Source organism: Klebsiella oxytoca NBRC 105695, assembly GCF_001598695.1.
Classification (GTDB): Bacteria; Pseudomonadota; Gammaproteobacteria; order Enterobacterales; family Enterobacteriaceae; genus Klebsiella; species Klebsiella oxytoca.
In genome coordinates this window covers 362992-388969 of sequence record NZ_BCZK01000004.1, presented here as the reverse complement: position 1 = coordinate 388969, position 25978 = coordinate 362992, and the positions used below count along the sequence as shown (strand labels likewise).

The window sequence follows — 25978 nt, the reverse complement described above, 5'->3', positions numbered from 1 at the left end:
GTGATGGGGTTTTTGTTGATATAAATCAAAGAATGCCGGATGCCCGGCTGATATATATACACTCATACAACAATGGTTTTACCAATTGGCCGCGAAGGCCAATAATCGAACAAACACTGCCTGGGAGGCATAAAATGATTACTGGTATCCAAATTACTAAAGCTGCAAATGACGACCTGCTGAACTCTTTCTGGCTGCTGGATAGCGAAAAAGGCGAAGCCCGCTGCCTGTGCGCGAAAGCCGGTTTTGCTGAAGATGACGTGGTTGCGGTGAGCAATCTGGGCGAGATCGAATACCGTGAAATCCCGGTAGACGTGAAGCCTGAAGTCCGCGTTGAAGGCGGTCAGCATCTGAACGTGAACGTTCTGCGTCGCGAAACTCTGCTGGATGCGGTTGAACATCCGGAAAAATATCCACAGCTGACCATTCGCGTTTCTGGCTATGCGGTGCGCTTTAACTCCCTGACGCCGGAACAGCAGCGCGACGTTATCGCCCGTACTTTTACCGAAAGCCTGTAAGACTCAACTTTGATGTAAAAACGCCGGGATATCCCGGCGTTTTTTTACTCTTCGTTTGCCTTCTGCGCGGTATCCGCTCCGCTTGGTTTACGACGCTTACCAATGTTTTTGGTATCGCGGTGGCGTTTTTTCACGCGCGGCTTCTCTTTTTCTTTCTCTTTCTTCTCTGCACGCTTCGCTAATACTTTCCTGGACGGTTTACCGGTTTGCTTCTCGCTTGGCGCGCGGGTAGTTGGGCGCAGCCCATCAATAACGCGGGCTTTTAGCGGCTCTTCAGTATAGCGGCCAATTTTACCCAGCAGCAGATGATCGTGGGCTTCAACCAGTGAAATAGCCGTACCTTTTTTACCCGCCCGGCCGGTACGACCAATACGGTGCAGGTAAATATCTGCCGTGCGCGGCAGGTCGAAGTTAAATACGTGGCTTACGTCCGCGATGTCGATTCCGCGTGCGGCAACATCGGTAGCGATTAACACGTTAATTCGACCATCGGTCAGGCGGCTAATTGCTTCATTACGTTTCGCCTGCACCATCTCGCCTTCCAGCCAGCAGGTATTGATACCCGCTTCACGCAGCCAGCCCGCCAGTTCATGAACGCGCTCGCGCTTACGTACGAAGACGATAGAGCGCGTCGCTTCCGGCTGCTTCAGCAGATGGACCAGCAGAGCGGTCTTGTGCTTGACGTCATCGGCACGGTAATACCACTGGTGAATTTTTTTACGCTCGCGGGTGGAGGGCGTTGCCGAGACTTCTACCGGTTCTTCCAGCAGGCGTTCAGCAAAATCTTTAATGGCGTCACCTTCGAGGGTGGCGGAGAACAGCATCGTCTGCTTACGCCAGCGGGTTTCACCGGCAATGTGTTCGATATCCTGCGCGAAGCCCATATCCAGCATGCGGTCCGCTTCATCAAGGATCAGGGTTTCAACGGCGCGGCAATCAAAGTTTTCTTCTTTAATATACTGCAGCAGGCGGCCGGTCGTGGCGACCACAATATCCTGGTTCTCGCTGAACACTTCAGCATGGTTCATATAGGCGACACCGCCGGTAATGGTGGCGATATCCAGATGAGTATGTTTTGCCAGCTCACGCGCGTGGTCGGCAACCTGCATTGCCAGTTCGCGAGTTGGGGTCAGGATAAGAATGCGCGGCGGACCAGATTTCTTGCGTGGAAAATCGAGCAGATGCTGCAACGCGGGCAGAAGATACGCCGCCGTTTTACCGGTGCCTGTCGGGGCTGAACCGAGAATATCACGGCCATCAAGCGCAGGCGGAATAGCGGCGGCCTGAATGGCTGTCGGGCGTGTGAAACCTTTGTCCTGGAGAGCGTCCAGCAGGTTTTCGTCGAGTTCAAGTTCGGAAAAAGTCGTTACAGTCATGATCTACCTCTGAGTGGACCGCCGATTATAGACGTTACGGACGCAATGTTCATCTGTTTGTAAGGCTATCTGTTCTCCGGTATTGTGCATAGCCTTACGCTCAGGAGTTTTTGTCCGCAAGGTTATCGAGGATGTCCCAGTCGAAGTTCGCGCTGCCGCGCAATGGTTTTACGTTTAAGCAGTTTTTTGTCGCCCACGATCGCTGTGCGATGAAAGTGGGTACCGACGGTATTTTACTTGGCGCATGGGCCCCGATCGCGCAGGTTAAGCGCGTGCTGGATATCGGCGCGGGCAGCGGCCTGTTAGCCCTGATGCTCGCGCAGCGTACCGGGGAGACGGTCATCGTGGATGCCGTGGAGCTGGACGAAGAGGCGGCACAACAGGCGCGAGAAAACGCCGCGGATTCTCCATGGGCCGGGCGTCTGCAGATTCATCAGGCCGATATTCAGCAATGGCAGCCGCGGCAAACCCGACGCTATGAGCTGATTGTCAGCAACCCGCCTTTTTTCGCAGAAGGCGTACCTTGCGCCACCTCGCAGCGCGAGCAGGCTCGATACACTTCCTCTCTCGATCACGCAACATTATTAACCTGCGCCGCCGAACTTATTACGGAAGAGGGGTTTTTCTGCGTTGTGCTTCCGGTCGACATCGGTAACGCGTTTGTGCAGCGGGCGCAGAATATGGGCTGGCATCTGCGTCTACGAACGGATGTCGCGGAAACGGAAATGCGCCCGCCGCATCGGGTTCTGCTGGCTTTTTCGCCGTCGGCGGGGGAAGAGTGCTTTAGCGACAGATTAGTTATCCGCGGGCCAGAGCAGCAATATTCCGAAGGATTTACCGCTTTGACCCAGGATTTTTATCTTTTTATGTGAGCCAGCGGCGAGAGCACCGACGGTCCGCTGTCGGGCAGCTGCTCAGGATAATCCAGCGTATAGTGAAGCCCGCGGCTCTCTTTACGCTGCATGGCACAGCGTACAATCAGCTCAGCAACCTGTACCAGGTTACGCAGCTCCAGCAAATTATTAGAGACACGGAAGCGAGCGTAGTATTCGTCCAGCTCCTGTTGCAGCATAGTAATACGGCGCAGGGCGCGTTCAAGACGACGAGTGGTACGCACGATGCCGACATAATCCCACATCAGCAAGCGCAGCTCATGCCAGTTGTGCTGTATTACGACCAGTTCATCAGGTATTTCGACCTGGCTTTCGTCCCAGGAAGGCAGTTTATTGACCGCCTGAGCGAACGGCATACGCTTAACGATATCTTCGGCAGCGGACCAGCCGTAAACAAGGCACTCCAGCAATGAATTTGAAGCCATACGGTTAGCGCCGTGTAATCCCGTGTAGCTCACTTCGCCAATGGCGTACAGCCCGTCAACATCAGTGCGCCCATGATCGTCAACCATCACGCCGCCGCAGGTATAATGTGCCGCCGGCACAATGGGAACTGGCTCTTTTGTCAGGTCAATGCCCAGCCCCAGCAGCTTCTCGTAGATCATCGGGAAGTGGTGGCGGATAAATTCTGCCGGTTTATGGCTGATATCGAGATACATACAGTCAACGCCCAGGCGCTTCATCTCATGATCGATCGCTCTGGCGACAATGTCGCGCGGAGCCAGTTCGCCGCGCTCGTCAAATTCCGGCATAAACCGTGTGCCGTCCGGACGTTTCAACAGTGCGCCCTCGCCGCGCAGCGCTTCCGTTAACAGGAAATTGCGCGCTTGCGGATGGTACAGCGCCGTTGGGTGAAACTGATTAAATTCCAGATTGGCGACCCGACAGCCGGCTCGCCAGGCCATTGCAATACCATCCCCGGAAGAGACGTCAGGGTTGGTCGTATACTGATAAACCTTCGCTGCGCCGCCGGTCGCCAGCACCACAGCTTTTGCGCTGCAGGTCTCAACCGCTTCTTTATTACGGTTCCAGATCCAGGCTCCCACAACGCGCCGCGTTCCCGGCAGGCCGATTTTATCGGAGAGAATCAGATCAACGGCGTTGCTGCGCTCCAGCACCCGGATATTAGGGTGGGCCAGCGCCTTGCTCACCAGGGTGGTCTCTACGGCTTTCCCGGTCGCATCGGCGGCGTGGAGGATACGGCGGTGACTGTGCCCCCCTTCGCGCGTCAGGTGATAGCTCGCTTCGCCGTTTGCCTGTACCTCAGTATCGAACAAAACGCCCTGATCGATAAGCCATTGAACGCAGGGTTTAGCGTTGCTCGCAACAAAGGAGACCGCATGGCGATCGCAAAGACCCGCTCCGGCAATCAGCGTATCTTCGATGTGGGATTCAACGCTGTCGGTTTCATCAAACACGGCGGCGATGCCGCCTTGCGCATAGAAAGTAGACCCTTCACTAATGGGGCCTTTGCTGAGAACGGTGACCGTACAGCGTTCCGCCAGGCGCAGGGCGAGAGATAAACCAGCAGCGCCGCTGCCAACAATTAGCACATCACAGGAGGAATCAGGAGTTGTATTCATAGTCTTTGTTTAATTTACTAAACACGATTACCGAACAATAGCACCAGCCAGCGATAATTCGTACACTTTTTTTACTGCTGGTTGTGCAGGCTAAACATGGAGTCACAATGTGGCGGAAGATACGTCTACGAAAGGTTTTGCGAAGCCGCTCGTTAGCTTCAGATTTTATAGTGAAATAAAAGTCGGGTTACGTTACCCTTCTGGCGGGTCTTGCGCTTTTTCTTATTATCTTACATATCGTTTAGCTACCGGGACATATAATGAGAGATAACAATCCGTCAGCCGGTGCCGAACGAAAAACAAAGGCGTAACGGAACTTTATTGTTTTCAGACACTCCAACCCTCTGCTTGCTCATTTATGCAGTAATTGGGTGGTGTTTTTGAATACGCATGGGAATTGGGTTTGGGGAGACATTACCTCGGATGAGCGAGCAGTTAACGGATCAGGTCCTTGTTGAACGGGTCCAGAAAGGAGATCAGAAAGCATTTAACCTGCTGGTGGTACGCTATCAGCATAAGGTTGCAAGCCTGGTCTCCCGCTACGTACCGCCGGGCGATATCGCTGACGTTGTTCAGGAGTCGTTCGTTAAAGCATGGCGTGCGCTGGATTCTTTCCGGGGGGATAGTGCTTTTTACACCTGGTTATATCGCATTGCCGTAAACACGGCGAAGAATTATCTGGTTGCTCAGGGGCGCCGTCCGCCATCCAGCGATGTTGATGCAAATGATGCTGAAAACTTCGAAAGCGGTGGGGCGTTGAAAGAAATTTCGAACCCTGAGAACTTAATGTTGTCAGAAGAGCTGAGACAGATAGTCTTTCGTACCATTGAGTCGCTTCCGGAGGATTTACGCATGGCAATTACCCTGCGGGAGCTGGATGGCATGAGCTATGAAGAAATAGCCGCCATCATGGATTGTCCGGTGGGCACAGTGCGTTCACGCATCTTCCGGGCGCGAGAAGCTATTGATAATAAAGTTCAACCGCTCATCAGGCGTTGACGATAGCGGAATACTGGAAAAGGGTATCAGGCATGCAGAAAGAAAAACTTTCGGCCTTAATGGATGGTGAAACGCTGGATAACGAACTGCTCAATGAGCTGGAGCGTTCATCTGAAATGCAAAAAACCTGGGAGAGCTACCATCTCATCCGCGATACGCTGCGAGGCGATACGAGTGAGATGCTCCATTTTGATATCTCAGCTCGCGTCATGGCCGCCATTGAAAACGAGCCCGTTCGTCAGACGGTTCCTCTTATTCCGGAATCTCAGCCCGCACCGCACCAGTGGCGTCAGATGCCTTTCTGGCAAAAAGTTCGCCCGTGGGCCAGTTCGCTCACCCAGATGGGCGTTGCCGCGTGCGTGTCTCTGGCTGTGATTGTTGGCGTTCAACAGTATAATGGCCAGTCTGATACCTCTCAGCAGCCGGAAGCGCCGGTGTTTAACACCATGCCGATGATGGGTAAGGCCAGCCCGGTTAGCCTGGGCGTACCGGCGGATGCCTCAGCAGGTACCGGCCAGCAGGCTCAAGTGCAGGAACAGCGCCGCAGAATTAATGCTATGCTGCAGGATTATGAATTGCAGCGTCGCCTGCATGCGGAACAGCTGCAGTTTGGCCAGGCCCAGACTCAACAAGCCGCTGTTCAGGTGCCGGGCTATCAAACTTTAGGAACGCAATCGCAGTAATGAAGCAACTTTGGTGTGCCATGTCGCTCATGGCAGGCAGCCTGTTCTTCTCCGTCAACGCCTCGGCTGATACATCGTCCGGGGCGTTGTTGCAGCAGATGAATCTGGCCAGCCAGTCCCTTAATTACGAGCTCTCTTTCGTCAGCATCAACAAGCAGGGTGTTGAGTCGCTGCGCTATCGACACGCTAAACTGGATAATCGCACTCTGGCTCAGCTTCTCCAGCTCGACGGCCCCCGTCGGGAAGTGGTGCTGCGCGGAACGGAGATTAGCTACTTTGAACCCGGGCTCGATCCTTTTACGCTAAACGGCGACTATATTGTTGATTCGCTGCCCTCGCTGGTTTACTCCGACTTTAAACGTCTTTCATCCTATTACGACTTCATTTCCGTTGGGCGTACGCGTATTGCCGATCGTCTATGCGATGTGGTTCGCGTCGTGGCTCGCGACGGTACCCGCTATAGCTATATCGCCTGGCTGGATGCGGAAACTAAGCTTCCGCTGCGGGTGGATCTGCTTGATCGGGATGGCGAAACGCTTGAGCAGTTCCGGGTGGTCTCCTTCAACGTTGGCGATAACGTCAGCGCCAGCATGGAAACCCTGTCTAAAGCTAATCTACCTCCTCAGCTGTCCGTTCCGGAGGGGGGCAATAAGGCCAACTTTAACTGGGCGCCAACCTGGCTGCCGCAGGGTGTTGCCGAAGTGTCCAGCAGCCAGCGTCGCCTGCCCACTTTCGATGGGCCGGTAGAGTCCCGATTGTATTCCGACGGGCTGTTTAGTTTCTCCATTAATATCAATCGCGCCACGGCAAATAGCACAGATCAGCTACTGCGTACCGGCCGTCGTACCGTAGCGACTACCGTGCATGATAACGCAGAAATCACCATTGTTGGCGAGCTGCCTCCGCAAACCGCCAAGCGGATTTCCGACAGTATCAAATTCAGGGCAGTACAATGATTAAAGAGTGGGCGACGGTTGTTTCCTGGGACAATGGCGTTGCGCTGGTGCATTGCGATGTCAAAGCCTCCTGCAGCAGCTGCGCTTCTCGCGCCGGTTGCGGAAGCCGGGTGCTGAATAAGCTAGGGCCGCAAACCAGCCATACAATTAGCGTTCCCTGCGAACAGCCGCTGTCGGCCGGGCAAAAGGTCGAGCTGGGTATTGCCGAGAGCAGCCTGCTAGGGTCGGCAGTATTGGTCTATATGGCGCCGTTAGTGGGTTTGTTCGTAATGGCATCAATATTCCAGGTGCTGTTTGCCAATGATTTCGCCTCCCTCTGCGGGGCGATACTGGGCGGCGTCGGCGGGTTTCTGGTAGCGCGCGGCCTCTCGCCGGGCCTGGCTTCCCGGCAGTCGTGGCAGCCGGTGATTCTTAGCGTCGGTTTACCGCCAGATTTAGTCCGCATCGAGACGACTTCCTCACCATTGGGTCAGTGATTTCACTGGCCCTTATCTTTATTTACAACTCACGCAAGAACTCGTCATTTACTCCAGCTATGCTAGCGGTAAGAGCATTTCCTGGTTTCGTGGATGTAGTGTAGAATGCGGCGTTTTCGGATTAAAAAACGTCAGGCACAGTACAGCGGCCTCATGATTCGCGTAAGGCATAATTAACTCTAAATATGAAGAATATACGTAACTTTTCAATCATCGCTCACATCGACCACGGTAAGTCGACATTGTCTGACCGAATTATCCAGATTTGCGGTGGCCTTTCCGATCGTGAAATGGCAGCCCAGGTTCTGGACTCCATGGATCTTGAACGTGAGCGCGGTATTACCATCAAGGCGCAGAGCGTCACCCTCGATTACAAAGCGTCTGATGGCGAAACCTATCAGCTGAACTTTATCGACACGCCCGGCCACGTCGACTTCTCTTATGAAGTTTCTCGTTCGCTTGCTGCCTGTGAAGGCGCTTTGCTGGTGGTTGATGCGGGGCAGGGCGTAGAAGCCCAGACGCTGGCTAACTGCTATACGGCGATGGAAATGGACCTGGAAGTGGTTCCGGTCCTGAACAAAATTGACCTGCCGGCGGCCGATCCGGAGCGCGTGGCGGAAGAAATTGAAGACATCGTCGGTATCGACGCTACCGATGCGGTGCGCTGTTCTGCAAAGACCGGCGTTGGCGTGCCGGACGTGCTGGAACGCCTGGTGCGCGACATTCCGCCGCCGGAAGGCGACCCGGAAGCGCCGCTGCAGGCTCTGATCATCGACTCCTGGTTCGATAACTACCTCGGCGTCGTCTCTCTGGTGCGTATCAAAAACGGCACCATGCGTAAAGGCGATAAAATTAAGGTGATGAGTACCGGGCAGGTGTATAACGCCGACCGCCTGGGCATCTTCACGCCGAAACAGGTTGACCGTACCGAGCTGAAATGCGGCGAGGTAGGCTGGCTGGTTTGCGCCATCAAAGATATTCTCGGCGCGCCGGTCGGCGATACGCTGACTCTCTCCCGCAACCCGGCGGAAAAAGCGCTGCCAGGCTTTAAAAAGGTTAAACCGCAGGTTTACGCCGGCCTGTTCCCGGTCAGTTCTGATGATTACGAGAACTTCCGCGATGCGCTGGGCAAACTGAGCCTTAACGATGCCTCTCTGTTCTACGAACCGGAAAGCTCCACCGCGCTGGGCTTCGGTTTCCGCTGCGGCTTCCTGGGTCTTCTGCATATGGAGATCATCCAGGAGCGTCTTGAGCGTGAATATGACCTGGATCTGATCACCACGGCGCCGACGGTCGTTTATGAAGTAGAAACCACCTCGAAAGAAGTTATTTACGTCGATAGCCCGTCCAAGCTGCCGCCGCTGAACAATATTCAGGAGCTGCGCGAGCCGATCGCCGAGTGTCATATGCTGCTGCCGCAGGAGTTTTTAGGCAACGTCATTACCCTGTGTATCGAAAAACGCGGCGTACAGACCAATATGGTCTATCACGGCAATCAGGTTGCGTTGACCTATGAAATTCCGATGGCGGAAGTGGTGCTCGACTTCTTTGACCGTCTGAAGTCTACTTCCCGCGGCTATGCCTCGCTGGACTACAACTTCAAACGCTTCCAGGCCTCCAATATGGTGCGCGTGGATGTGTTGATTAACGGCGAGCGCGTGGATGCGCTGGCGCTGATCACGCATAACGATAATGCGCCGTATCGCGGCCGCGAACTGGTTGAGAAGATGAAAGAGCTGATCCCGCGTCAGCAGTTCGATATCGCTATCCAGGCTGCTATCGGCAACCACATCATTGCCCGTTCTACCGTTAAACAGCTGCGTAAAAACGTCCTGGCGAAATGCTATGGCGGCGACGTCAGCCGTAAGAAAAAGCTGCTGCAGAAGCAGAAAGAAGGTAAGAAACGAATGAAGCAGGTCGGTAACGTTGAGCTGCCGCAGGAAGCGTTCCTCGCCATTCTGCACGTTGGTAAAGACGGCAAATAACCCTAAGGAGTTGGCATGGCGAACATGTTTGCCCTGATCCTGGTCATCGCAACTTTGGTGACGGGTCTGTTGTGGTGCCTGGATAAGTTTATCTTTGCGCCAAAACGTCGCGAAAGTCAGGCCGCTGCCCAGGCGGCGACCGGCGACCAGCTGGACAAGAAAACGCTGAAAAAGGTGGGCCCGAAACCGGGCTGGCTGGAAACCGGCGCTTCAATCTTCCCGGTACTGGCGATTGTTCTGGTGGTTCGCTCATTTATTTATGAGCCCTTCCAGATCCCATCCGGCTCAATGATGCCGACGCTACTAATCGGCGATTTTATTCTGGTAGAGAAGTTTGCTTACGGCATTAAGGATCCGATTTACCAGAAAACGCTGATCGAAACCGGGCATCCGAAGCGCGGCGATATCGTTGTCTTTAAATATCCGCAGGATCCGCGCCTGGATTATATCAAGCGGGCCGTCGGCTTACCGGGTGATAAAGTCACTTACGATCCGATTGCTAAACAGGTCACTATCCAGCCGGGCTGCAGTTCTGGTCAGGCCTGCGGCAACGCTCTGCCGGTCACTTACTCCAACGTTGAGCCGAGCGATTTCGTACAGACCTTCTCCCGCAGCAACGGCGGTGAAGCGACCAGCGGTTTCTGGCAACTGCCGAAAGGCGAGACCAAAGCGAATGGAATTCGTCTGACCGAACGTAAAGAGACGCTGGGTGACGTGACGCACCGCATTTTGACCGTGCCGATTGCGCAGGATCAGGTTGGGATGTATTACCACCAGTCCGGGCTACCGCTGGCAACCTGGATTGTCCCCCCGGGGCAGTATTTTATGATGGGTGACAACCGCGATAACAGCGCCGACAGCCGTTATTGGGGCTTTGTGCCGGAAGCGAATCTGGTGGGTAAAGCCACCGCAATCTGGATGAGTTTCGAAAAACAGGAAGGTGAATGGCCTACCGGCGTACGTTTATCGCGCATTGGCGGCATTCATTAATTTTCCTGCCTTATTCACGCTGCCGCCGCAATAACGGCAGCGTGAATTATTTAATATTTAAATCTATTCAAACTAACGACATCCCTTGTCGTTGCGTATAGAATATCCCCCCGAAGTTTTAGGTTGTCTCTCGTAAGATTGACACAGCACACGAAACCGCGTTGGTTTTTACTCAGGTCGGTTTCGTGTGCTGCATTTTTGACGCATTCATCTATTGGTAACGCATGAACCCCATCGTAATTAATCGGCTTCAACGGAAGCTGGGCTACACTTTTCATCATCAGGAGCTGTTGCAACAGGCATTAACTCACCGCAGTGCCAGCAGCAAACACAATGAGCGCCTGGAGTTTTTAGGCGACTCAATATTGAGCTTTGTGATCGCAAACGCCCTCTATCATCGTTTCCCTCGGGTAGACGAAGGCGATATGAGCCGCATGCGCGCGACGCTGGTACGAGGTAACACGCTGGCAGAAATTGCCCGCGAGTTCGAATTAGGTGAATGCCTGCGTCTTGGGCCGGGTGAACTGAAAAGCGGAGGCTTTCGCCGTGAATCGATACTGGCGGACACCGTTGAAGCTTTAATCGGCGGGATTTTCCTCGACAGCGATATTCAGAACGTTGAGCGCCTTATCCTCTCCTGGTACCAGAGCCGTCTGGACGAAATCAGCCCTGGTGACAAGCAAAAAGATCCGAAGACGCGCTTGCAGGAGTATCTGCAGGGGCGTCATCTGCCGCTGCCGTCTTATCTGGTGGTACAGGTTCGCGGTGAAGCGCACGATCAGGAATTTACTATCCACTGCCAGGTTAGCGGCCTGAGTGAACCGGTGGTTGGCACGGGTTCTAGCCGTCGCAAGGCGGAGCAGGCTGCCGCCGAACAGGCGCTGAAAAAGCTGGAGCTGGAATGAGCGAAGAAAAGAACTACTGCGGATTTATTGCCATCGTTGGTCGTCCAAACGTGGGCAAATCCACATTGCTGAACAAGCTGCTCGGGCAGAAGATCTCGATCACTTCCCGAAAAGCGCAGACCACGCGTCACCGCATCGTCGGTATCCATACTGAAGGCCCGTATCAGGCGATCTACGTCGATACCCCCGGTCTGCATATGGAAGAAAAACGCGCGATTAACCGCCTGATGAACAAGGCAGCAAGCAGCTCTATTGGCGACGTTGAGCTGGTTATCTTTGTGGTTGAAGGGACCCGCTGGACGCCGGACGACGAGATGGTGCTCAACAAGCTGCGCGACGGTAAAGCGCCGGTGATTCTGGCGGTCAACAAAGTCGACAACGTCCAGGAAAAAGCGGATCTTCTGCCACACCTGCAGTTCCTCGGCAGTCAGATGAACTTCCTCGATATCGTACCGATTTCTGCGGAAACGGGGCTGAATGTTGATACGATCGCCGGTATCGTGCGCAAGCATTTGCCGGAGGCGATTCACCACTTCCCGGAAGATTACATCACTGACCGTTCGCAGCGCTTTATGGCTTCCGAGATCATTCGTGAAAAGCTGATGCGTTTCCTTGGCGCAGAACTGCCATATTCCGTCACCGTCGAAATTGAGCGTTTTGTCACCAATGAGCGCGGCGGTTACGACATTAATGGCCTGATTCTGGTTGAGCGCGAAGGGCAGAAGAAGATGGTGATTGGTAACAAAGGGGCCAAAATCAAAACCATCGGTATAGAAGCGCGTAAAGACATGCAGGATATGTTTGAAGCGCCGGTTCACCTTGAACTTTGGGTGAAAGTGAAATCCGGCTGGGCTGATGACGAACGCGCGCTGCGCAGTCTCGGTTACGGCGACGATCTCTAAGTTTGGATACTCTATGGCTTTCGAGGTGCAGGACAAAACACAAAGTGTTTTGAACAGCGCTTGCGCTGGCTCCGAAGGAGCGAGGCCAGAGGCTGAGTCGCGCGGCAAGACCGCGAGTCCCCGGGAGCTTACTTCAGTAATTGACTGGGGTGAGTGGGCGCAGCCAACGCACCTGCGGCTTGAAAGACGACGAGTATGATGGAAGGCTGGCAACGCGCTTTCGTACTGCATAGTCGTCCCTGGAGCGAAACCAGCCTGATGCTGGACGTCTTCACGGAAGAGTCCGGTCGCGTGCGCCTTGTTGCAAAAGGCGCACGTTCCAAACGCTCCAACCTCAAAGGCGCTCTTCAGCCTTTTACCCCCTTACTGCTCCGCTTTGGCGGGCGCGGCGAAGTTAAAACGCTGCGCAGCGCGGAAGCCGTCTCGCTGGCGCTCCCTCTCAGCGGAATCACGCTCTACAGCGGACTTTACGTCAACGAACTGCTCTCTCGCGTGCTTGAGCACGAAACGCGCTTCTCGGAACTCTTTTTCGATTATCTGCACTGTATCCAGTCGCTGGCTGGCGCTACAGGTTCGCCGGAACCGGCGCTTCGGCGGTTTGAGCTGGCGCTGCTTGGGCATCTGGGATATGGCGTTGATTTCCTGCACTGCGCCGGCAGCGGAGAAGCGGTTGACGATACGATGACCTACCGCTACCGTGAAGAGAAAGGCTTTATCGCCAGCGTGGTTATTGATAACAACACCTTTACCGGGCACCATCTGAAGGCGCTGGCCAGCCGCGAATTTCCGGACAGCGATGCGCTGCGCGCGGCAAAGCGTTTCACCCGAATCGCCCTGAAGCCCTATCTTGGTGGGAAGCCGTTAAAAAGTCGCGAGCTGTTTCGTCAGTTTTTGCCCGCACGGGCCGATAAAACAAATAACGATTAACGAGGATTGTCATGGCTGAATTACTGTTAGGGGTCAACATTGACCACATAGCGACATTACGCAACGCTCGCGGTACCGCTTATCCGGATCCGGTACAGGCGGCCTTTATCGCCGAGCAGGCAGGCGCTGACGGTATTACCGTTCATCTGCGCGAAGATCGCCGCCATATTACCGATCGCGACGTGCGTATTTTGCGCCAGACTCTGGATACCCGCATGAACCTTGAGATGGCGGTGACGGAAGAGATGCTGAAGATTGCCTGTGAGACTCAACCGCATTTCTGCTGCCTGGTGCCGGAAAAACGTCAGGAAGTGACAACCGAAGGCGGACTGGATGTGGCGGGGCAGCTCGATAAAATGCGCGATGCCTGTAAGCGTCTGGCCGAGGCCGGTATCCTCGTCTCCCTGTTTATTGATGCTGACCACGCGCAAATTAAGGCCGCAGCGGACGTCGGCGTGCCTTATATCGAAATTCACACCGGCTGCTATGCTGATGCGCAAACGGACGCCGGACAGGCAAAAGAGCTGGAACGTATCGCCAAAGCGGCAACCTATGCCGCGAGCCTGGGGCTGAAGGTCAACGCCGGTCACGGCCTGACGTACCATAACGTTAAGGCTATTGCCGCGCTGCCGGAAATGCACGAGCTGAACATCGGTCATGCGATTATTGGCCGGGCGGTAATGAGCGGCCTGAAGGAAGCGGTTGCGGAAATGAAGCGTCTGATGCAGGAAGCTCGCGGCTGATGGCGATTCTCGGACTGGGTACTGATATTGTTGAAATTGCCCGTATTGACGCGGTGATAGCCCGCAGCGGCGATCGTCTTGCCCGTCGCGTACTCAGCGATTTTGAATGGGCGATATGGGAACAGCATCAGCAGCCGGTCCGTTTTCTGGCGAAGCGTTTCGCCGTTAAAGAAGCGGCGGCCAAGGCGCTTGGCACCGGCATCCGCAACGGGCTGGCGTTCAATCAGTTTGAGGTTTACAACGACGAGCTGGGTAAGCCAAAGCTGCGATTGTGGGGCGAGGCAAAGGGTCTGGCGGAGCGTATGGGCGTAAGCAGCATTCACGTGACGCTGGCCGACGAGCGTCACTATGCCTGCGCCACGGTGATTATCGAAAGCTAATTGTTACAGGCCGGAGAGGTCGGTTAACGCCGCCATCCGGCAATATCACAGTTTGTCCACGTGGTGCAGCAGGACAAACTTATCCCACAGCTGCTCTTCATTCTCGTTATGGGCCGGATCTTTCAGAATGGTATTTGGGATCGGGCACACCTTCTGGCAGGTTGGCGTATCATAGTGGCCGACGCATTCGGTGCAGCGATCGCTGTTAATTTCATAAATGCTATCACCCATGGATATCGCCTCATTCGGGCACTCCGGCTCGCACATATCGCAGTTGATACATTTTTCGGTGATTAACAGCGCCATCAGGAATTTCTCAGAAACAACACAAACAGGGCGGGCATTATACGCCCATTTTTCGCTCGGGCCAGCTCTTTTCCACCGCTGATTGGCCCTCAACGGTGTAAAAATTTTTGATCTGCTTGAGCAGACAGATAGTCGCGTTGTCCAGCGAAAGGTCTTTGCTATGCACCAGCATCACCGGAATAAAGAACGCAGGAATATTCAGGGAAACCAGACGAACGTTTTTCGGCGTGGACAAACGGGTTAACGAGCGGGTAATAAAGGCGATACCAATCTGGGCCTCAGCATATTCAAGGCACGAATAGTGGTTATCCAGCTCGCAGATGATGTTGGGAACGACCTTGCGGTGATTAAATTCAGTCGTGATGATGCCTCTCAATAGCAGGGAATCATTGAGCACTATAATGGATTGATCGTTTAAATCCTGTGGATCGATACGCTCGTACTGCGCCAGAGGATGCGAAAGCGGAATGGCGGCGATAATTTCATCCTCAAATAGCATCGTCGAGCTAAGCTGGGCGGGGAGGGGCGTTCGGTAAACAATGCCAATATCGACGGCGCTGTCCGTCAGTTTTTTTATCGTTTGCTCCGTAGAGAACTCCTTAACATTTAAAGAGATCGCCGGATGGTGCGCCATAAAGCTACGAAAGGCGGGCAGAACCAGATAGCTGCCTGACACGCCAATAGATATTGTGTCCCGTTGCTGGTTCTGATAAGGCAGAAGTTCGTTCTCTGCATTTTTCAGATCCACCATTATTTTGTTAGCGTGTTGTTGCAATATAATTCCGGCTTTTGTTAATTCAATACCTCGCCCTCTTCGTGAGAATAATATTGTTTTGAGTGATGACTCAAGTTGTTTTATTTGCTGGCTTAATGATGGCTGAGTAATAAACAAGCGTGCGGCTGCCCGGCCGTAATGCCGTTCATCGCACAATATCAGAAAAGAGTGCAGCTGCTTGATATTCATTAAGGTCAGATACCAATCGATTGAGTTTTGTTATAACGATTATAAAAAATACCAAATTGTTTGCCTATTTTGCTTTTTTTAAACTGTGATCAGTGCATTTTAAAAAAGGAATAATTATGACAGCATCAATCAACCGCTGGGGAATGCTTGCAGCCCACGTGTGCATAAATTTTGTACTCGGAGGCGTCTACGCCTTTAGCTATTTTAAAACGCCATTAATGGCGCAATATCACTGGGACCCGGCTACGCTGGCTTTAGCATTCTCTATCAATATGGGGATCATTCCTTTACCCATGATTTGGGGTGGGAGAATGATCGATAATGGTAAAGGCAAGCAGGCGATAGTTATCGGCGGTATCCTGTTCTCCTTAGGCTTTATCCTATCCGGATTCGTGGATAATTTGCCAATGCTATTCTTAACCTATGGCGTCATTGCAGGGCTCGGTTCCGGCCTTGCTTTTACCGGCAATCTGAATAATATTCTGAAGTTTTTCCCCGATCGCCGAGGTCTTGCCAGCGGTATTGTCCTGGCCGGAGTTGGCGTGGGTACGTTACTTTGCACCCGCCTGGCTGAATATTTTATGACGCAAACGCACGATGTCAGCCGGGCCTTATTATATCTCGGTATTGTATATCTGGTGGTTATCTTCATTGTTCAGTTTTTTATTCGTAGCGCGCCAGCGAAAGATAGTGGCGAAATTAAAGCATCGCCACTGGATAAAGACTTTCGACATATGTTAAAGGATCTCCGTTTTTGGCTGCTATTCGTCATTCTGGCTTTGGGCGTTTTCTCCGGAATGGTCATCAGCTCAAGTTCAGCGCAAATTGGTATGATGCAGTATGGTTTACTGTCTGGCGCCTTGGTTGTCAGTCTGGTATCGATATTTAATTCTATTGGCCGTTTATTCTGGGGGGGATTAACCGATAAGCTTGGAGGATATAATACACTGATAATCGTTTATCTTTTTACCTGCCTCTGCATGCTCTTGTTATTATTCTTTAATGGTAATACGGCGGTATTCTACTTCAGCGCTCTGGGCGTGGGCTTTGCTTATGCGGGTATATTAGTTATCTTTCCCGGATTGACCAGTCAGAATTTTGGGATGCGCAATCAGGGACTCAATTATGGCTTTATGTATTTTGGCTTTGCCGTCGGCGCAGTTATTGCGCCGTATGTAACCTCCGCCATTGCAAAATACACAGGAAGCTACAACACGGTATTTATCCTGACCGTGGCGCTATTGCTTATTGGTGTCGTATTAACCCTGATTACCAAAAAATATATCGCAGTGGTTTTAGCCAAAATTCATTGATCAAAGCGTAAGGAAATAAAGATGAAAATTGCAATCGCAGGCGCCGGGGCTATGGGCTGTCGTTTTGGCTACATGCTGCTGGGGGCCGGGCACGACGTGACGCTTATCGATGGCTGGCACGAACATGTCAACGCCATATGCAGCAACGGACTGTTTGTCGAAACGGAAGTAAGCCAGCAGTATTACCCCATTTCGGCAATGCTGGCTGATGAATCGCAGGGGGAGTTTGAGCTGATTATTCTGTTTACTAAAGCCATGCAGCTCGATCGCATGCTGCAGCATATTAAGCCGCTGCTGCCAGCCGCGAAGGTCGTCATGATTTTATCGAATGGCCTCGGAAATATTGAAACCCTGGAGAAATACGTCGATCGGCAAAAAATTTATGCTGGCGTGACGCTATGGTCCAGTGAACTGGAGGGCCCCGGGCATATTATGGCCACCGGTACCGGAACGATTGAACTGCAACCGGTTGCCAGCCAGGACGCCGCTCTGGAAGAAAATATCGTTGCCGTTCTCAATAGCGCCGGATTGAATGCTGAAATAAGCCCTGACGTACTCTTATCGATCTGGAAGAAAGCGGCTTTTAATAGCGTGATGAATACCTACTGCGCGCTGCTGGACTGTAATGTCGGCGGCTTCGGTCAACTGCCGGGCGCATTAGATTTAGCGCAGGCGGTGGTGGATGAATTTGTATTAGTTGCCGCCAGCCAGAATATTCCGTTGAGCGGAGAGATGGTAATGAATACGGTGAAGAAGGTCTTCGACCCGCGCGAAAGCGGCCATCACTATCCCTCTATGTATCAGGATTTGCAAAAGGGGCGACTTACGGAAATTGACTATTTAAACGGCGCCATCGCGCGAATTGGCATGCAGAATAATATCCCCGTGCCGGTGAATACGCTTCTGACGCAGCTTATTCACGCAAAAGAAGCGCAATAAACCCAGAGGCTCTTTCGCATGGTGCGAAAGAGCCTCTGTCAAACCAGCTTTTTCACCAGCGCTTCGCTATGGCGAATCCGCTCCGGGGCACGCTCAAGATCCTGCTGCACCAGTCCCATAAACAGAAGATCGGTCAGCATCATCTGCGCGCTGGTAGAGGAGATCGCGGCGCTGCGCGTAGCCTGTTCTTCCGCTATGGTATACAGGCACAGCGTCGCCTGTTGCTGAAGAGCGTTAGGGTTAAATCCGGTGATCGCCAGGATCTGGCTTCCTACTCGTAACGCTTCACCAGCCGCCATGTTGATCTCGCGTCGTTCACCGGAGTAGGAGATAGCCAACAGCAGATCGTCCGGCGACATCGCCTGTACCGTCGCCAGCAGCGCATGCATATCCTGTTCTGACACGGCATTAATGCCGATTTTCATCAGCTTCCAGCTGAAGTTTCTTGCCACCAGCCCCGACGCGCCGATACCGGTAATAATGACCCGGCGGGCGTGGCGCAATAGCGTGACGGCTTCGAACAGCTTCTCTTCGGCGTTGACGTCCAGCGAAGCGTGCATGGCCGCGATATTATCTTTAATGAGTTTTTCGCCTACCAGACGGAGAGGATCGTCGCCGCGGATCTGATTATGTACCGGCACGGACTGTGGCGTAGGGGCGCTTGCCAGGGCTTCGCTTAACGCCAGCTTTAATGCCGGAAAACCTTTGAAACCCATCTTCTGCGCAAATTTGACTACGCTTGACTGGCTGACCCCGGCTTCGCCCGCCAGCTGTTGTGAGCTAAGGTGGCGGGTTTTATCCGGTTGGGCCAGAATGAAATCGGCCAGTTTTTTATCGCTTGCGGCCAGCGTTGGGTAGCGCTGGCGAATACGGGTCAAACAGTTCATAGCGGCTCCGGAGGACGGCTTCACCCTCGACTGAAAGAATTTTGTATTCGATTATAAGAGGATTACTGCGAATTAAAAATTCTGAGCTTCAGATTTCTCTGCAGAAGCGTTTTCTTAATCCGGATTCAACAACAGCGTATGTTTTCGCTATTCGCAGCTTAAGACTGCTAAGCTATTGGTTATCAGGCGATCGTTCAGGGGAGTGGGTTTTGAATAGCAGTACGCGGAGAGTGGTTTTCTTTGATCTGGATGGAACCTTACATCAGCAGGATATGTTCGGCAGCTTTTTGCGCTATGTCCTGCGCCACCAGCCGCTAAATGTCCTGCTGGTGATTCCTTTATTACCGGTTATTGCCGCCGGGCTGATGCTGTTCGGACGCGCTGCGCGCTGGCCGATGAGCCTGCTGCTGTGGGCGTCAACTTTTGGCCGCAGCGAGCGTCACCTGAAACGCCTTGAGGCGAGTTTCGCCCGCTGGTTTCGCCAGCACGTCACGGCGTTCCCGGTAGTACAGGCGCGGCTCAACAACTATCTGACCAGCACCGATGCGGACGTCTGGCTGATTACCGGCTCGCCGCAGTCGCTGGTTGAGCAGGTTTATTTTGATACTCCCTGGCTGCCGCGAGTGAACCTGATCGCCAGCCGGATGGAGCGTCGTTGCGGCGGCTGGGGATTAACCCTGCGCTGCCTCGGCAATGAAAAAGTGGCGCAGCTGGAACAAAAAATCGGCGCTCCGCTGCGATTGTACAGCGGCTACAGCGACAGCGAGCAGGATAACCCGCTGCTCTATTTTTGCCAGCACCGCTGGCGGGTGACGCCGCAGGGCGATCTTCAGCAGTTAGAATAGTGTGTAATACATAACGTCCATGTATAATGCGCCCCGCTTTTCTGCAGGAGTGCCCGCTTTGTCTGACCATGAATTAAATGATGAATACTGGATGCGTCACGCTCTGACGCTGGCGAAACGCGCCTGGGAAGAGGGCGAAGTGCCGGTCGGCGCGGTACTGGTGCATAATCATCAGGTCATCGGCGAAGGCTGGAATCGGCCAATCGGACGTCACGATCCGACCGCGCACGCCGAAATTATGGCGCTGCGTCAGGGCGGGCTGGTGCAGCAAAACTATCGTCTGATTGACGCAACGCTGTACGTTACCCTTGAACCCTGCGTGATGTGCGCCGGAGCGATGGTCCATAGTCGCATCTCTCGGCTGGTTTTTGGCGCCAGAGATGCGAAAACCGGCGCAGCCGGGTCGCTCATCGACGTGCTGCACCATCCGGGAATGAACCATCGGGTCGAGATAACGGAAGGTATTTTGGCTGAGGCCTGTTCCGGCATGCTGAGCGATTTTTTCCGCTGGCGACGCGAAGAGAAAAAAGCGCTGAAGCGAGCTAGCCGGCAAGCGGAAGGTTAATGCCCCGTACCGGGGATTTTCAGCTTCGCGTTGTCCACCAGCGTTTCTGCGCGGAAGCTGAAAAAGGACATAGCGTACTGCTCTTCCTTACCCAGCTCCTCCGGCATGACTGCCGGATAGTGCTCGCCTAGTGCCGCTATCTGGGCGTCCTTTCTCTCTTTTTCAGAAAGATAGCCCACGAGGCTGATATGATATTTACGGATATTTTCGACGTAGGCGTAGGCTTCGTGGCCGCGTGCAAAGCCGTACTTCAGCCGGCTGTAGTAGTTTTTCTGGCTTAGCAGCGGCAGACGCTGCTTCACATCGGCCCAGCTATTCGGGTTGCCTTTCTGCTTTTTCGTCAGCGCCATTGCATCGAGCATATGCGCGTAGCCCATATTGTAAGCCGCCAGCGCAAACCAGATGCGTTCGTCCTGCGGGACCGACTCCGGCACTTTATTCATCATATCCTGTAAATAACGCATGCCGCCGTCGAGGCTTTGCTCGGCGTCGGTACGATCGGTCAAGCCCAGACTTTGAGCGGTATTGCGGGTCAGCATCATGATGCCGCGAACGCCGGTCGGGGAGGTGGCCTGCGGATCCCAGTGCGATTCCTGCCATGAGATAGCCGCCAGAAGCCGCCAGTCTATCTGACGGGCATATTTTTCAAACATTGGCTGCAGGTCCGGGAGCACGCTTTCCACGGCGCGCAGGAAGGTACGGGTGTCTACATAATCAAAATCGTTGCCGTGACCAAGGTATTTCTCCTCCAGCCTCGCCAGTGTGCCGTCCTCGTTAATATTATTGAAGAAATCGAGCATTGCTGCCGGCAGGGAGTTGTCCTCACCTTTTTCGCTAAACCAGGTGACCGGCTGCTCGTCGCTGATATCAAGCGCGACGGCCAGCTCCGGATGGACGCGCTGGAACAGGCTGACGGCGACCGAATCAGCAACGGTATAGTCGAGTTTGCCATCAATAACCGCCTGCATCAGCGCCGTCGTCCCGCGTTTCTCGTCCACGCGCCAGTCGAGATCGGGGTATTTTTGCTTTTTTAGGGCCTGAAGATCGTTAATCGCCACGTGTCCGGGAGCAATCGCCAACTGGTCGGCGGTAAGATTTGCCAGGCTGCGCGGACGCAGGCTGCCTTTGCGATAAACCAGCTGTTGCGAAACGGAGTAGTAGGTTGGCCCGACCTGATAGTTCTTCACCCGTTCGGAATTGTAGACCAGGCCGGCAGCCAGCATATCGGCTTTGCCTTCATCGAGGTCATCAAACAGCTGGCTGATATTCTGCCTGACGGTGACTTTTAGCTCGACGCCGAGGTAGTCGGCAAACTGCTGCGCCAGCTCATAATCAAAACCGTAGGTCCGATCGTTAATGGTCGCGAAGGTCATTGGCGAATTAATGGTGCTGATACGCAGTTCTCCGCGCGCCATGATCCCGGCCACGCGGTTTTCCGGCTTACCCATCCACGGGAGAGACGGCCACAGGGCAGCCGCCAGCAGGAGAGTCACAATGCCGATGAGCAGATAATTAATCTTTAATTTTTTCAGATAGTTAATCTTCTGCAGCTTCGGGTTCCTCAGCAGACTATGACCAGAATAAGTAAAAGGTTGTCGTGGAATGAGCGGCATTTTGCTTAAGAATGCGCCAGTTGGCAACTTATTCGCGAGGAGGGTCACATTTATTGATAAACCCTGGCAATCATTTTATTTCTACGCAAACGGTTTCGTCGGGGCGCAGGATTCACTATAATGGCGCCCGTTTCCCCCCTGGCTCACCATGAAAGCTTCGAAGACGAGAGACTTATGATGGAAATTTTGCGTGGTTCACCTGCACTGTCGGCATTCCGTATCAATAAACTGCTGGCACGTTTCCAGGCGGCCAACCTTCCGGTCAGCACGATATATGCCGAGTACGTTCATTTTGCCGACCTTAGCGCCCCGCTCAGCGACAACGATCGCGAGAGTCTGGCAAGGTTGCTCAAGTATGGCCCGAACTTAAGCAGCCATACCCCAACCGGCAAGCTACTGCTCGTTACTCCCCGTCCCGGCACCATCTCTCCCTGGTCTTCTAAAGCTACCGACATCGCCCATAACTGCGGCCTGTCTCAGATTGTGCGCCTTGAGCGCGGCGTCGCGTATTACGTCGAAGCCAGCAGCCTGAACGATGAACAGTGGTCGCTGGTGGCGGCCGAACTTCATGACCGCATGATGGAAAGCGTTTTCGGCGCGCTGGAAGAGGGTGAAAAACTGTTTGCCCATCATCAGCCAACGCCGGTCACCAGCGTTGACCTGCTGGGCCTGGGGCGTCAGGCGCTGATTGACGCCAACCTCCGTCTGGGGCTTGCGCTGGCGGATGACGAAATTGACTATCTGCAGGATGCTTTCCAGACGCTGGGCCGCAACCCGAACGATATCGAACTCTATATGTTCGCGCAGGCTAACTCCGAGCACTGCCGACACAAGATTTTTAACGCCGACTGGGTCATCGATGGCGAAAAGCAGCCGAAGTCGCTGTTCAAAATGATCAAAAACACCTTCGAGAAAACCCCGGACTACGTGCTGTCTGCTTATAAAGACAACGCCGCGGTAATGGAAGGTTCAGCCGTGGGGCGCTACTTTGCCGACCACGCAACCGGTCGCTACGACTTCCACCAGGAAGACGCGCATATTCTGATGAAGGTCGAAACCCATAACCACCCGACGGCGATCTCTCCGTGGCCGGGCGCGGCGACAGGTTCCGGCGGCGAAATTCGCGATGAAGGCGCCACCGGACGCGGGGCGAAGCCAAAAGCCGGTCTGGTGGGTTTCTCGGTTTCCAACCTGCGGATTCCGGGGTTTGAACAGCCGTGGGAAGAAGATTTCGGCAAACCGGATCGTATCGTTACCGCGCTGGATATCATGACTGAAGGTCCGCTGGGCGGCGCGGCGTTTAACAACGAATTTGGTCGTCCGGCGCTCAACGGCTATTTCCGTACCTATGAAGAGAAGGTAACCAGCCACAACGGCGAAGAGCTGCGCGGCTACCATAAGCCCATTATGCTGGCGGGCGGAATTGGCAACATTCGCGGCGAACACGTGCAGAAGGGCGAAATTGTCGTCGGCGCGAAGCTGATTGTTCTCGGCGGTCCGGCAATGAACATCGGTCTCGGCGGCGGCGCGGCCTCTTCAATGGCCTCCGGCCAGTCCGATGCCGACCTCGATTTCGCCTCCGTACAGCGCGATAACCCGGAGATGGAACGTCGTTGCCAGGAGGTTATCGACCGCTGCTGGCAGCTGGGCGACGCCAACCCGATTTTGTTTATCCACGATGTCGGCGCTGGCGGTCTGTCGAACGCCATGCCTGAGCTGGTCAGCGACGGCGGACGCGGCGGTAAATTCCAGCTGCGCGATATCCTCAGCGATGAGCCGGGCATGAGCCCGCTGGAGATCTGGTGTAACGAATCGCAGGAACGTTATGTGCTGGCGGTCGCGCCTGAGCAACTGCCGTTGTTTGATGAGCTGTGCCGCCGCGAACGCGCGCCGTACGCGGTGATTGGCGAAGCAACCGAAGCGCTGCATCTGAGCCTTGATGATGCCCACTTTGACGATCGTCCGATCGACCTGCCGCTTGACGTGCTGCTGGGCAAAACGCCGAAAATGACCCGTGACGTGCAGACGTTGAAAGCGCAGGGCCAGAGTCTGCAACGCCAGGGCATCACGATTGCCGACGCGGTGAATCGCGTGCTGCACCTGCCGACGGTCGCGGAGAAAACCTTCCTCGTCACCATTGGCGATCGCACCGTCACCGGTATGGTGGCGCGCGATCAGATGGTGGGGCCGTGGCAGGTTCCGGTGGCTAACTGTGCGGTCACCACCGCCAGCCTCGATAGCTACTACGGCGAAGCGATGTCCATTGGCGAACGTGCGCCGGTGGCGCTGCTGGACTTCGCCGCCTCCGCCCGTCTGGCTGTTGGCGAGGCGCTGACCAACATCGCGGCGACGCAGATTGGCGCGCTCAATCGCGTGAAGCTGTCGGCAAACTGGATGGCCGCTGCCGGTCACCCGGGCGAAGACGCCGGTTTATATGAAGCGGTAAAAGCGGTGGGCGAAGAGCTCTGTCCGGCTCTGGGACTGACTATTCCGGTGGGTAAAGACTCCATGTCGATGAAAACCCGCTGGCAGGAAGGGGCTGAACAGCGCGAGATGACTTCTCCGCTGTCTCTGGTGATTTCCGCCTTTGCCCGCGTGGAAGACGTACGCCGTACCGTCACCCCACAGCTCTCCACCGAAGACAACGCCCTGCTGCTGATTGATTTAGGCAAGGGGAACAATGCGCTGGGCGCGACCGCGCTGGCGCAGGTTTATCGTCAGCTTGGCGATGTGACTGCCGACGTTCGCGATGTCGCGCAGCTGAAAGGCTTCTGGGACGCAATGCAGGCGCTGGTGGCTGAAGATAAGCTGCTGGCCTGGCACGACCGTTCCGACGGCGGTCTGCTGGTCACCCTGGCCGAGATGGCCTTTACCGGCCACTGCGGCGTCAACGTTGATATCGCCGCGCTCGGCGAGGATCGCCTGGCCGCGCTGTTTAACGAAGAGCTTGGCGGCGTCATTCAGGTTCGTGCCGCCGATCTTCAGGCCGTGGAAGCCACGTTGGCCGCTCATGGCCTGGCGGATTGCGTTCACTATATTGGCCAGGCTACGGCGAGCGATCGCTTCGTCATCGAGGCCGACGGTCATCCGGTATTCAGCGAAAGCCGCACCACGCTGCGCATGTGGTGGGCAGAAACCACCTGGCAAATGCAGCGTCTGCGCGATAACCCGGAATGCGCTGACCAGGAGCACGAGGCGAAAGCCAACGATGCCGATCCAGGGCTCAACGTGAAGCTCTCCTTTGATATCAATGAGGATATCGCTGCGCCTTATATTGCCACCGGCGCGCGTCCGAAGGTCGCGGTGCTGCGTGAGCAGGGCGTGAACTCCCATGTAGAAATGGCCGCGGCGTTCCATCGCGCCGGCTTTGATGCCATCGACGTGCACATGAGCGACCTGCTGGCGGGCCGTACCGGTCTTGCTGATTTCCAGGCGCTGGTGGCCTGCGGCGGCTTCTCCTACGGTGACGTTTTAGGCGCCGGTGAAGGCTGGGCGAAATCGATTCTGTTCAATGAGCGGGTTCGCGACGAGTTTGCCACCTTCTTCCATCGTCCGCAGACCCTGGCGCTGGGCGTGTGCAACGGCTGCCAGATGATGTCTAATCTGCGCGAGCTGATCCCGGGCAGCGACCTGTGGCCGCGCTTTGTGCGTAATCAGTCTGACCGCTTTGAAGCGCGCTTCAGCCTGGTTGAAGTGACGCAGAGCCCGTCTCTGCTGCTGCAGGGTATGGTGGGATCGATGATGCCGATTGCCGTATCCCACGGTGAAGGGCAGGTGGAGGTTCGCGATGGCGCGCATCTGGCGCAGCTGGAAAGTAAAGGCCTGGTGGCGCTGCGCTTCGTCGATAACTTCGGTAAGGTGACGGAAAACTATCCGGCCAACCCGAATGGTTCGCCGAACGGTATCACTGCGGTAACCAGCGAAAGCGGGCGCGCGACCATCATGATGCCGCACCCGGAACGCGTGTTCCGCACCGTGTCGAACTCCTGGCACCCGGAAAACTGGGGCGAAGACAGCCCGTGGATGCGTATTTTCCGCAACGCGCGTAAACAGCTGGGCTAAAAATCGTTTACAAATCGAATTAAGCCTCCTGCCCACGCAGGGGGCTTTTTTATTTGTGGGGTACTTCGAAAGCAGGTGTCGGGGATCGCCGACAAACGCGCTATGGTGGTGTCGTCAAAAGGTGACATTTAACTTATTGATTCATAAAGGCATCACTGAATCATTCAC

25 protein-coding genes are annotated in these 25978 nt (G+C 54.5%); 19 read left to right on the top strand and 6 right to left on the bottom strand.

The genetic code is table 11. The annotated features are described in order from the left end of the window. Positions 1 to 134 precede the first annotated feature (134 nt). Positions 135 to 518: an autonomous glycyl radical cofactor GrcA gene (grcA, locus tag KO1_RS09835; protein WP_004104596.1), complete on the top strand. Its 384-nt coding sequence runs from the start codon at positions 135 to 137 to the stop codon at positions 516 to 518. A 44-nt stretch (positions 519 to 562) separates the two neighbouring features. Here grcA and srmB read toward each other — a convergent pair whose 3' ends face one another. Then, positions 563 to 1894: an ATP-dependent RNA helicase SrmB gene (srmB, locus tag KO1_RS09830; protein ID WP_023321440.1), complete on the bottom strand. Its 1332-nt coding sequence runs from the start codon at positions 1892 to 1894 to the stop codon at positions 563 to 565. A gap of 131 nt (positions 1895 to 2025) precedes the next feature. Between srmB and trmN the strand changes: the two genes are divergently transcribed. Then, positions 2026 to 2766 (top strand): tRNA(1)(Val) (adenine(37)-N(6))-methyltransferase TrmN, encoded by a 741-nt coding sequence (gene trmN / locus KO1_RS09825; RefSeq protein ID WP_004104592.1) that lies wholly within the window; start codon positions 2026 to 2028, stop codon positions 2764 to 2766. Here trmN and nadB read toward each other — a convergent pair. Beyond that, positions 2751 to 4370 (bottom strand): L-aspartate oxidase, encoded by a 1620-nt coding sequence (gene nadB, locus KO1_RS09820; protein WP_023329931.1) that lies wholly within the window; start codon positions 4368 to 4370, stop codon positions 2751 to 2753. The genes trmN and nadB overlap by 16 nt on opposite strands. A 285-nt stretch (positions 4371 to 4655) precedes the next feature. Between nadB and rseD the strand changes: the two genes are divergently transcribed. The 12 genes from rseD (at position 4656) to acpS (ending at position 14316) form a co-directional block, all read left to right on the top strand. After that, complete coding sequence (gene rseD, locus KO1_RS28905; protein ID WP_148720832.1) at positions 4656 to 4754, top strand: rpoE leader peptide RseD; 99 nt, start codon at positions 4656 to 4658, stop codon at positions 4752 to 4754. Between the two features lie 39 nt (positions 4755 to 4793). Further along, the gene (rpoE, locus tag KO1_RS09815; RefSeq protein ID WP_004104583.1) at positions 4794 to 5369 is read left to right on the top strand and encodes an RNA polymerase sigma factor RpoE; all 576 of its coding nucleotides are present in this window, start codon (positions 4794 to 4796) and stop codon (positions 5367 to 5369) included. A 32-nt stretch (positions 5370 to 5401) separates the two neighbouring features. Next, positions 5402 to 6052 carry an anti-sigma-E factor RseA gene (gene rseA, locus KO1_RS09810; RefSeq protein WP_004104582.1) on the top strand — a complete coding sequence of 217 codons (651 nt, stop codon included), beginning with the start codon at positions 5402 to 5404 and terminating at the stop codon, positions 6050 to 6052. Then, positions 6052 to 7008, top strand: a complete 957-nt coding sequence (rseB, locus tag KO1_RS09805; protein WP_023321438.1) for a sigma-E factor regulatory protein RseB — start codon at positions 6052 to 6054, stop codon at positions 7006 to 7008. The genes rseA and rseB overlap by 1 nt, the downstream gene beginning before the upstream one ends. Continuing rightward, positions 7005 to 7484, top strand: a complete 480-nt coding sequence (gene rseC, locus KO1_RS09800) for a SoxR-reducing system protein RseC (RefSeq protein ID WP_004104579.1) — start codon at positions 7005 to 7007, stop codon at positions 7482 to 7484. Before rseB ends, rseC begins: the two co-directional genes overlap by 4 nt. A gap of 185 nt (positions 7485 to 7669) precedes the next feature. Then, positions 7670 to 9469, top strand: a complete 1800-nt coding sequence (lepA, locus tag KO1_RS09795) for a translation elongation factor 4 (RefSeq protein ID WP_004104577.1) — start codon at positions 7670 to 7672, stop codon at positions 9467 to 9469. Positions 9470 to 9484: 15 nt separating this feature from the next. After that, positions 9485 to 10459 (top strand): signal peptidase I, encoded by a 975-nt coding sequence (gene lepB, locus KO1_RS09790; RefSeq protein ID WP_004104575.1) that lies wholly within the window; start codon positions 9485 to 9487, stop codon positions 10457 to 10459. Positions 10460 to 10683: 224 nt separating this feature from the next. After that, a complete protein-coding gene (gene rnc, locus KO1_RS09785) occupies positions 10684 to 11364 on the top strand; it encodes a ribonuclease III (RefSeq protein WP_004104573.1) in 681 nt (226 codons plus the stop codon). Further along, positions 11361 to 12266, top strand: coding sequence for a GTPase Era (gene era / locus KO1_RS09780; RefSeq protein ID WP_004104571.1), 906 nt, complete (start codon positions 11361 to 11363; stop codon positions 12264 to 12266). The genes rnc and era overlap by 4 nt, the downstream gene beginning before the upstream one ends. Before the next feature lie 198 nt (positions 12267 to 12464). Continuing rightward, positions 12465 to 13193: a DNA repair protein RecO gene (gene recO, locus KO1_RS09775; protein ID WP_024274566.1), complete on the top strand. Its 729-nt coding sequence runs from the start codon at positions 12465 to 12467 to the stop codon at positions 13191 to 13193. Between the two features lie 11 nt (positions 13194 to 13204). Continuing rightward, positions 13205 to 13936 carry a pyridoxine 5'-phosphate synthase gene (pdxJ, locus tag KO1_RS09770; RefSeq protein WP_024274565.1) on the top strand — a complete coding sequence of 244 codons (732 nt, stop codon included), beginning with the start codon at positions 13205 to 13207 and terminating at the stop codon, positions 13934 to 13936. Then, on the top strand, positions 13936 to 14316 hold the full coding sequence (gene acpS, locus KO1_RS09765) for a holo-ACP synthase (protein WP_004104568.1): 381 nt from the start codon (positions 13936 to 13938) through the stop codon (positions 14314 to 14316). The genes pdxJ and acpS overlap by 1 nt, the downstream gene beginning before the upstream one ends. Positions 14317 to 14361: 45 nt before the next feature. Here acpS and KO1_RS09760 read toward each other — a convergent pair whose 3' ends face one another. Both KO1_RS09760 and KO1_RS09755 read right to left on the bottom strand, forming a co-directional pair. Beyond that, positions 14362 to 14622, bottom strand: coding sequence for a YfhL family 4Fe-4S dicluster ferredoxin (locus tag KO1_RS09760; RefSeq protein ID WP_023321435.1), 261 nt, complete (start codon positions 14620 to 14622; stop codon positions 14362 to 14364). A gap of 37 nt (positions 14623 to 14659) precedes the next feature. Beyond that, the gene (locus KO1_RS09755) at positions 14660 to 15586 is read right to left on the bottom strand and encodes a LysR family transcriptional regulator (protein ID WP_024274564.1); all 927 of its coding nucleotides are present in this window, start codon (positions 15584 to 15586) and stop codon (positions 14660 to 14662) included. 116 nt (positions 15587 to 15702) lie between these two features. On the opposite strand from KO1_RS09755, the gene KO1_RS09750 reads away from it, so the two are divergent. Together KO1_RS09750 and KO1_RS09745 are read left to right on the top strand one after the other, a co-directional pair. Next, positions 15703 to 16899, top strand: a complete 1197-nt coding sequence (locus KO1_RS09750; protein ID WP_004104562.1) for an L-lactate MFS transporter — start codon at positions 15703 to 15705, stop codon at positions 16897 to 16899. A 21-nt stretch (positions 16900 to 16920) separates the two neighbouring features. Beyond that, positions 16921 to 17838, top strand: a complete 918-nt coding sequence (locus KO1_RS09745) for an oxidoreductase (RefSeq protein ID WP_016809504.1) — start codon at positions 16921 to 16923, stop codon at positions 17836 to 17838. 38 nt (positions 17839 to 17876) lie between these two features. On the opposite strand, the gene KO1_RS09740 is transcribed toward KO1_RS09745, so the two are convergent. After that, positions 17877 to 18725, bottom strand: a complete 849-nt coding sequence (locus KO1_RS09740) for a MurR/RpiR family transcriptional regulator (protein ID WP_004104559.1) — start codon at positions 18723 to 18725, stop codon at positions 17877 to 17879. A gap of 209 nt (positions 18726 to 18934) precedes the next feature. On the opposite strand from KO1_RS09740, the gene yfhb reads away from it, so the two are divergent. Then, complete coding sequence (yfhb, locus tag KO1_RS09735) at positions 18935 to 19570, top strand: phosphatidylglycerophosphatase C (protein ID WP_004104558.1); 636 nt, start codon at positions 18935 to 18937, stop codon at positions 19568 to 19570. Positions 19571 to 19628: 58 nt separating this feature from the next. Beyond that, a complete protein-coding gene (tadA, locus tag KO1_RS09730; RefSeq protein ID WP_016809506.1) occupies positions 19629 to 20135 on the top strand; it encodes a tRNA adenosine(34) deaminase TadA in 507 nt (168 codons plus the stop codon). Here tadA and mltF read toward each other — a convergent pair. Next, a complete protein-coding gene (mltF, locus tag KO1_RS09725) occupies positions 20132 to 21748 on the bottom strand; it encodes a membrane-bound lytic murein transglycosylase MltF (protein ID WP_032705131.1) in 1617 nt (538 codons plus the stop codon). The genes tadA and mltF overlap by 4 nt on opposite strands. A 174-nt stretch (positions 21749 to 21922) precedes the next feature. On the opposite strand from mltF, the gene purL reads away from it, so the two are divergent. Next, positions 21923 to 25810, top strand: coding sequence for a phosphoribosylformylglycinamidine synthase (purL, locus tag KO1_RS09715; protein ID WP_064406918.1), 3888 nt, complete (start codon positions 21923 to 21925; stop codon positions 25808 to 25810). The last annotated feature ends 168 nt before the right edge of the window (positions 25811 to 25978 follow it).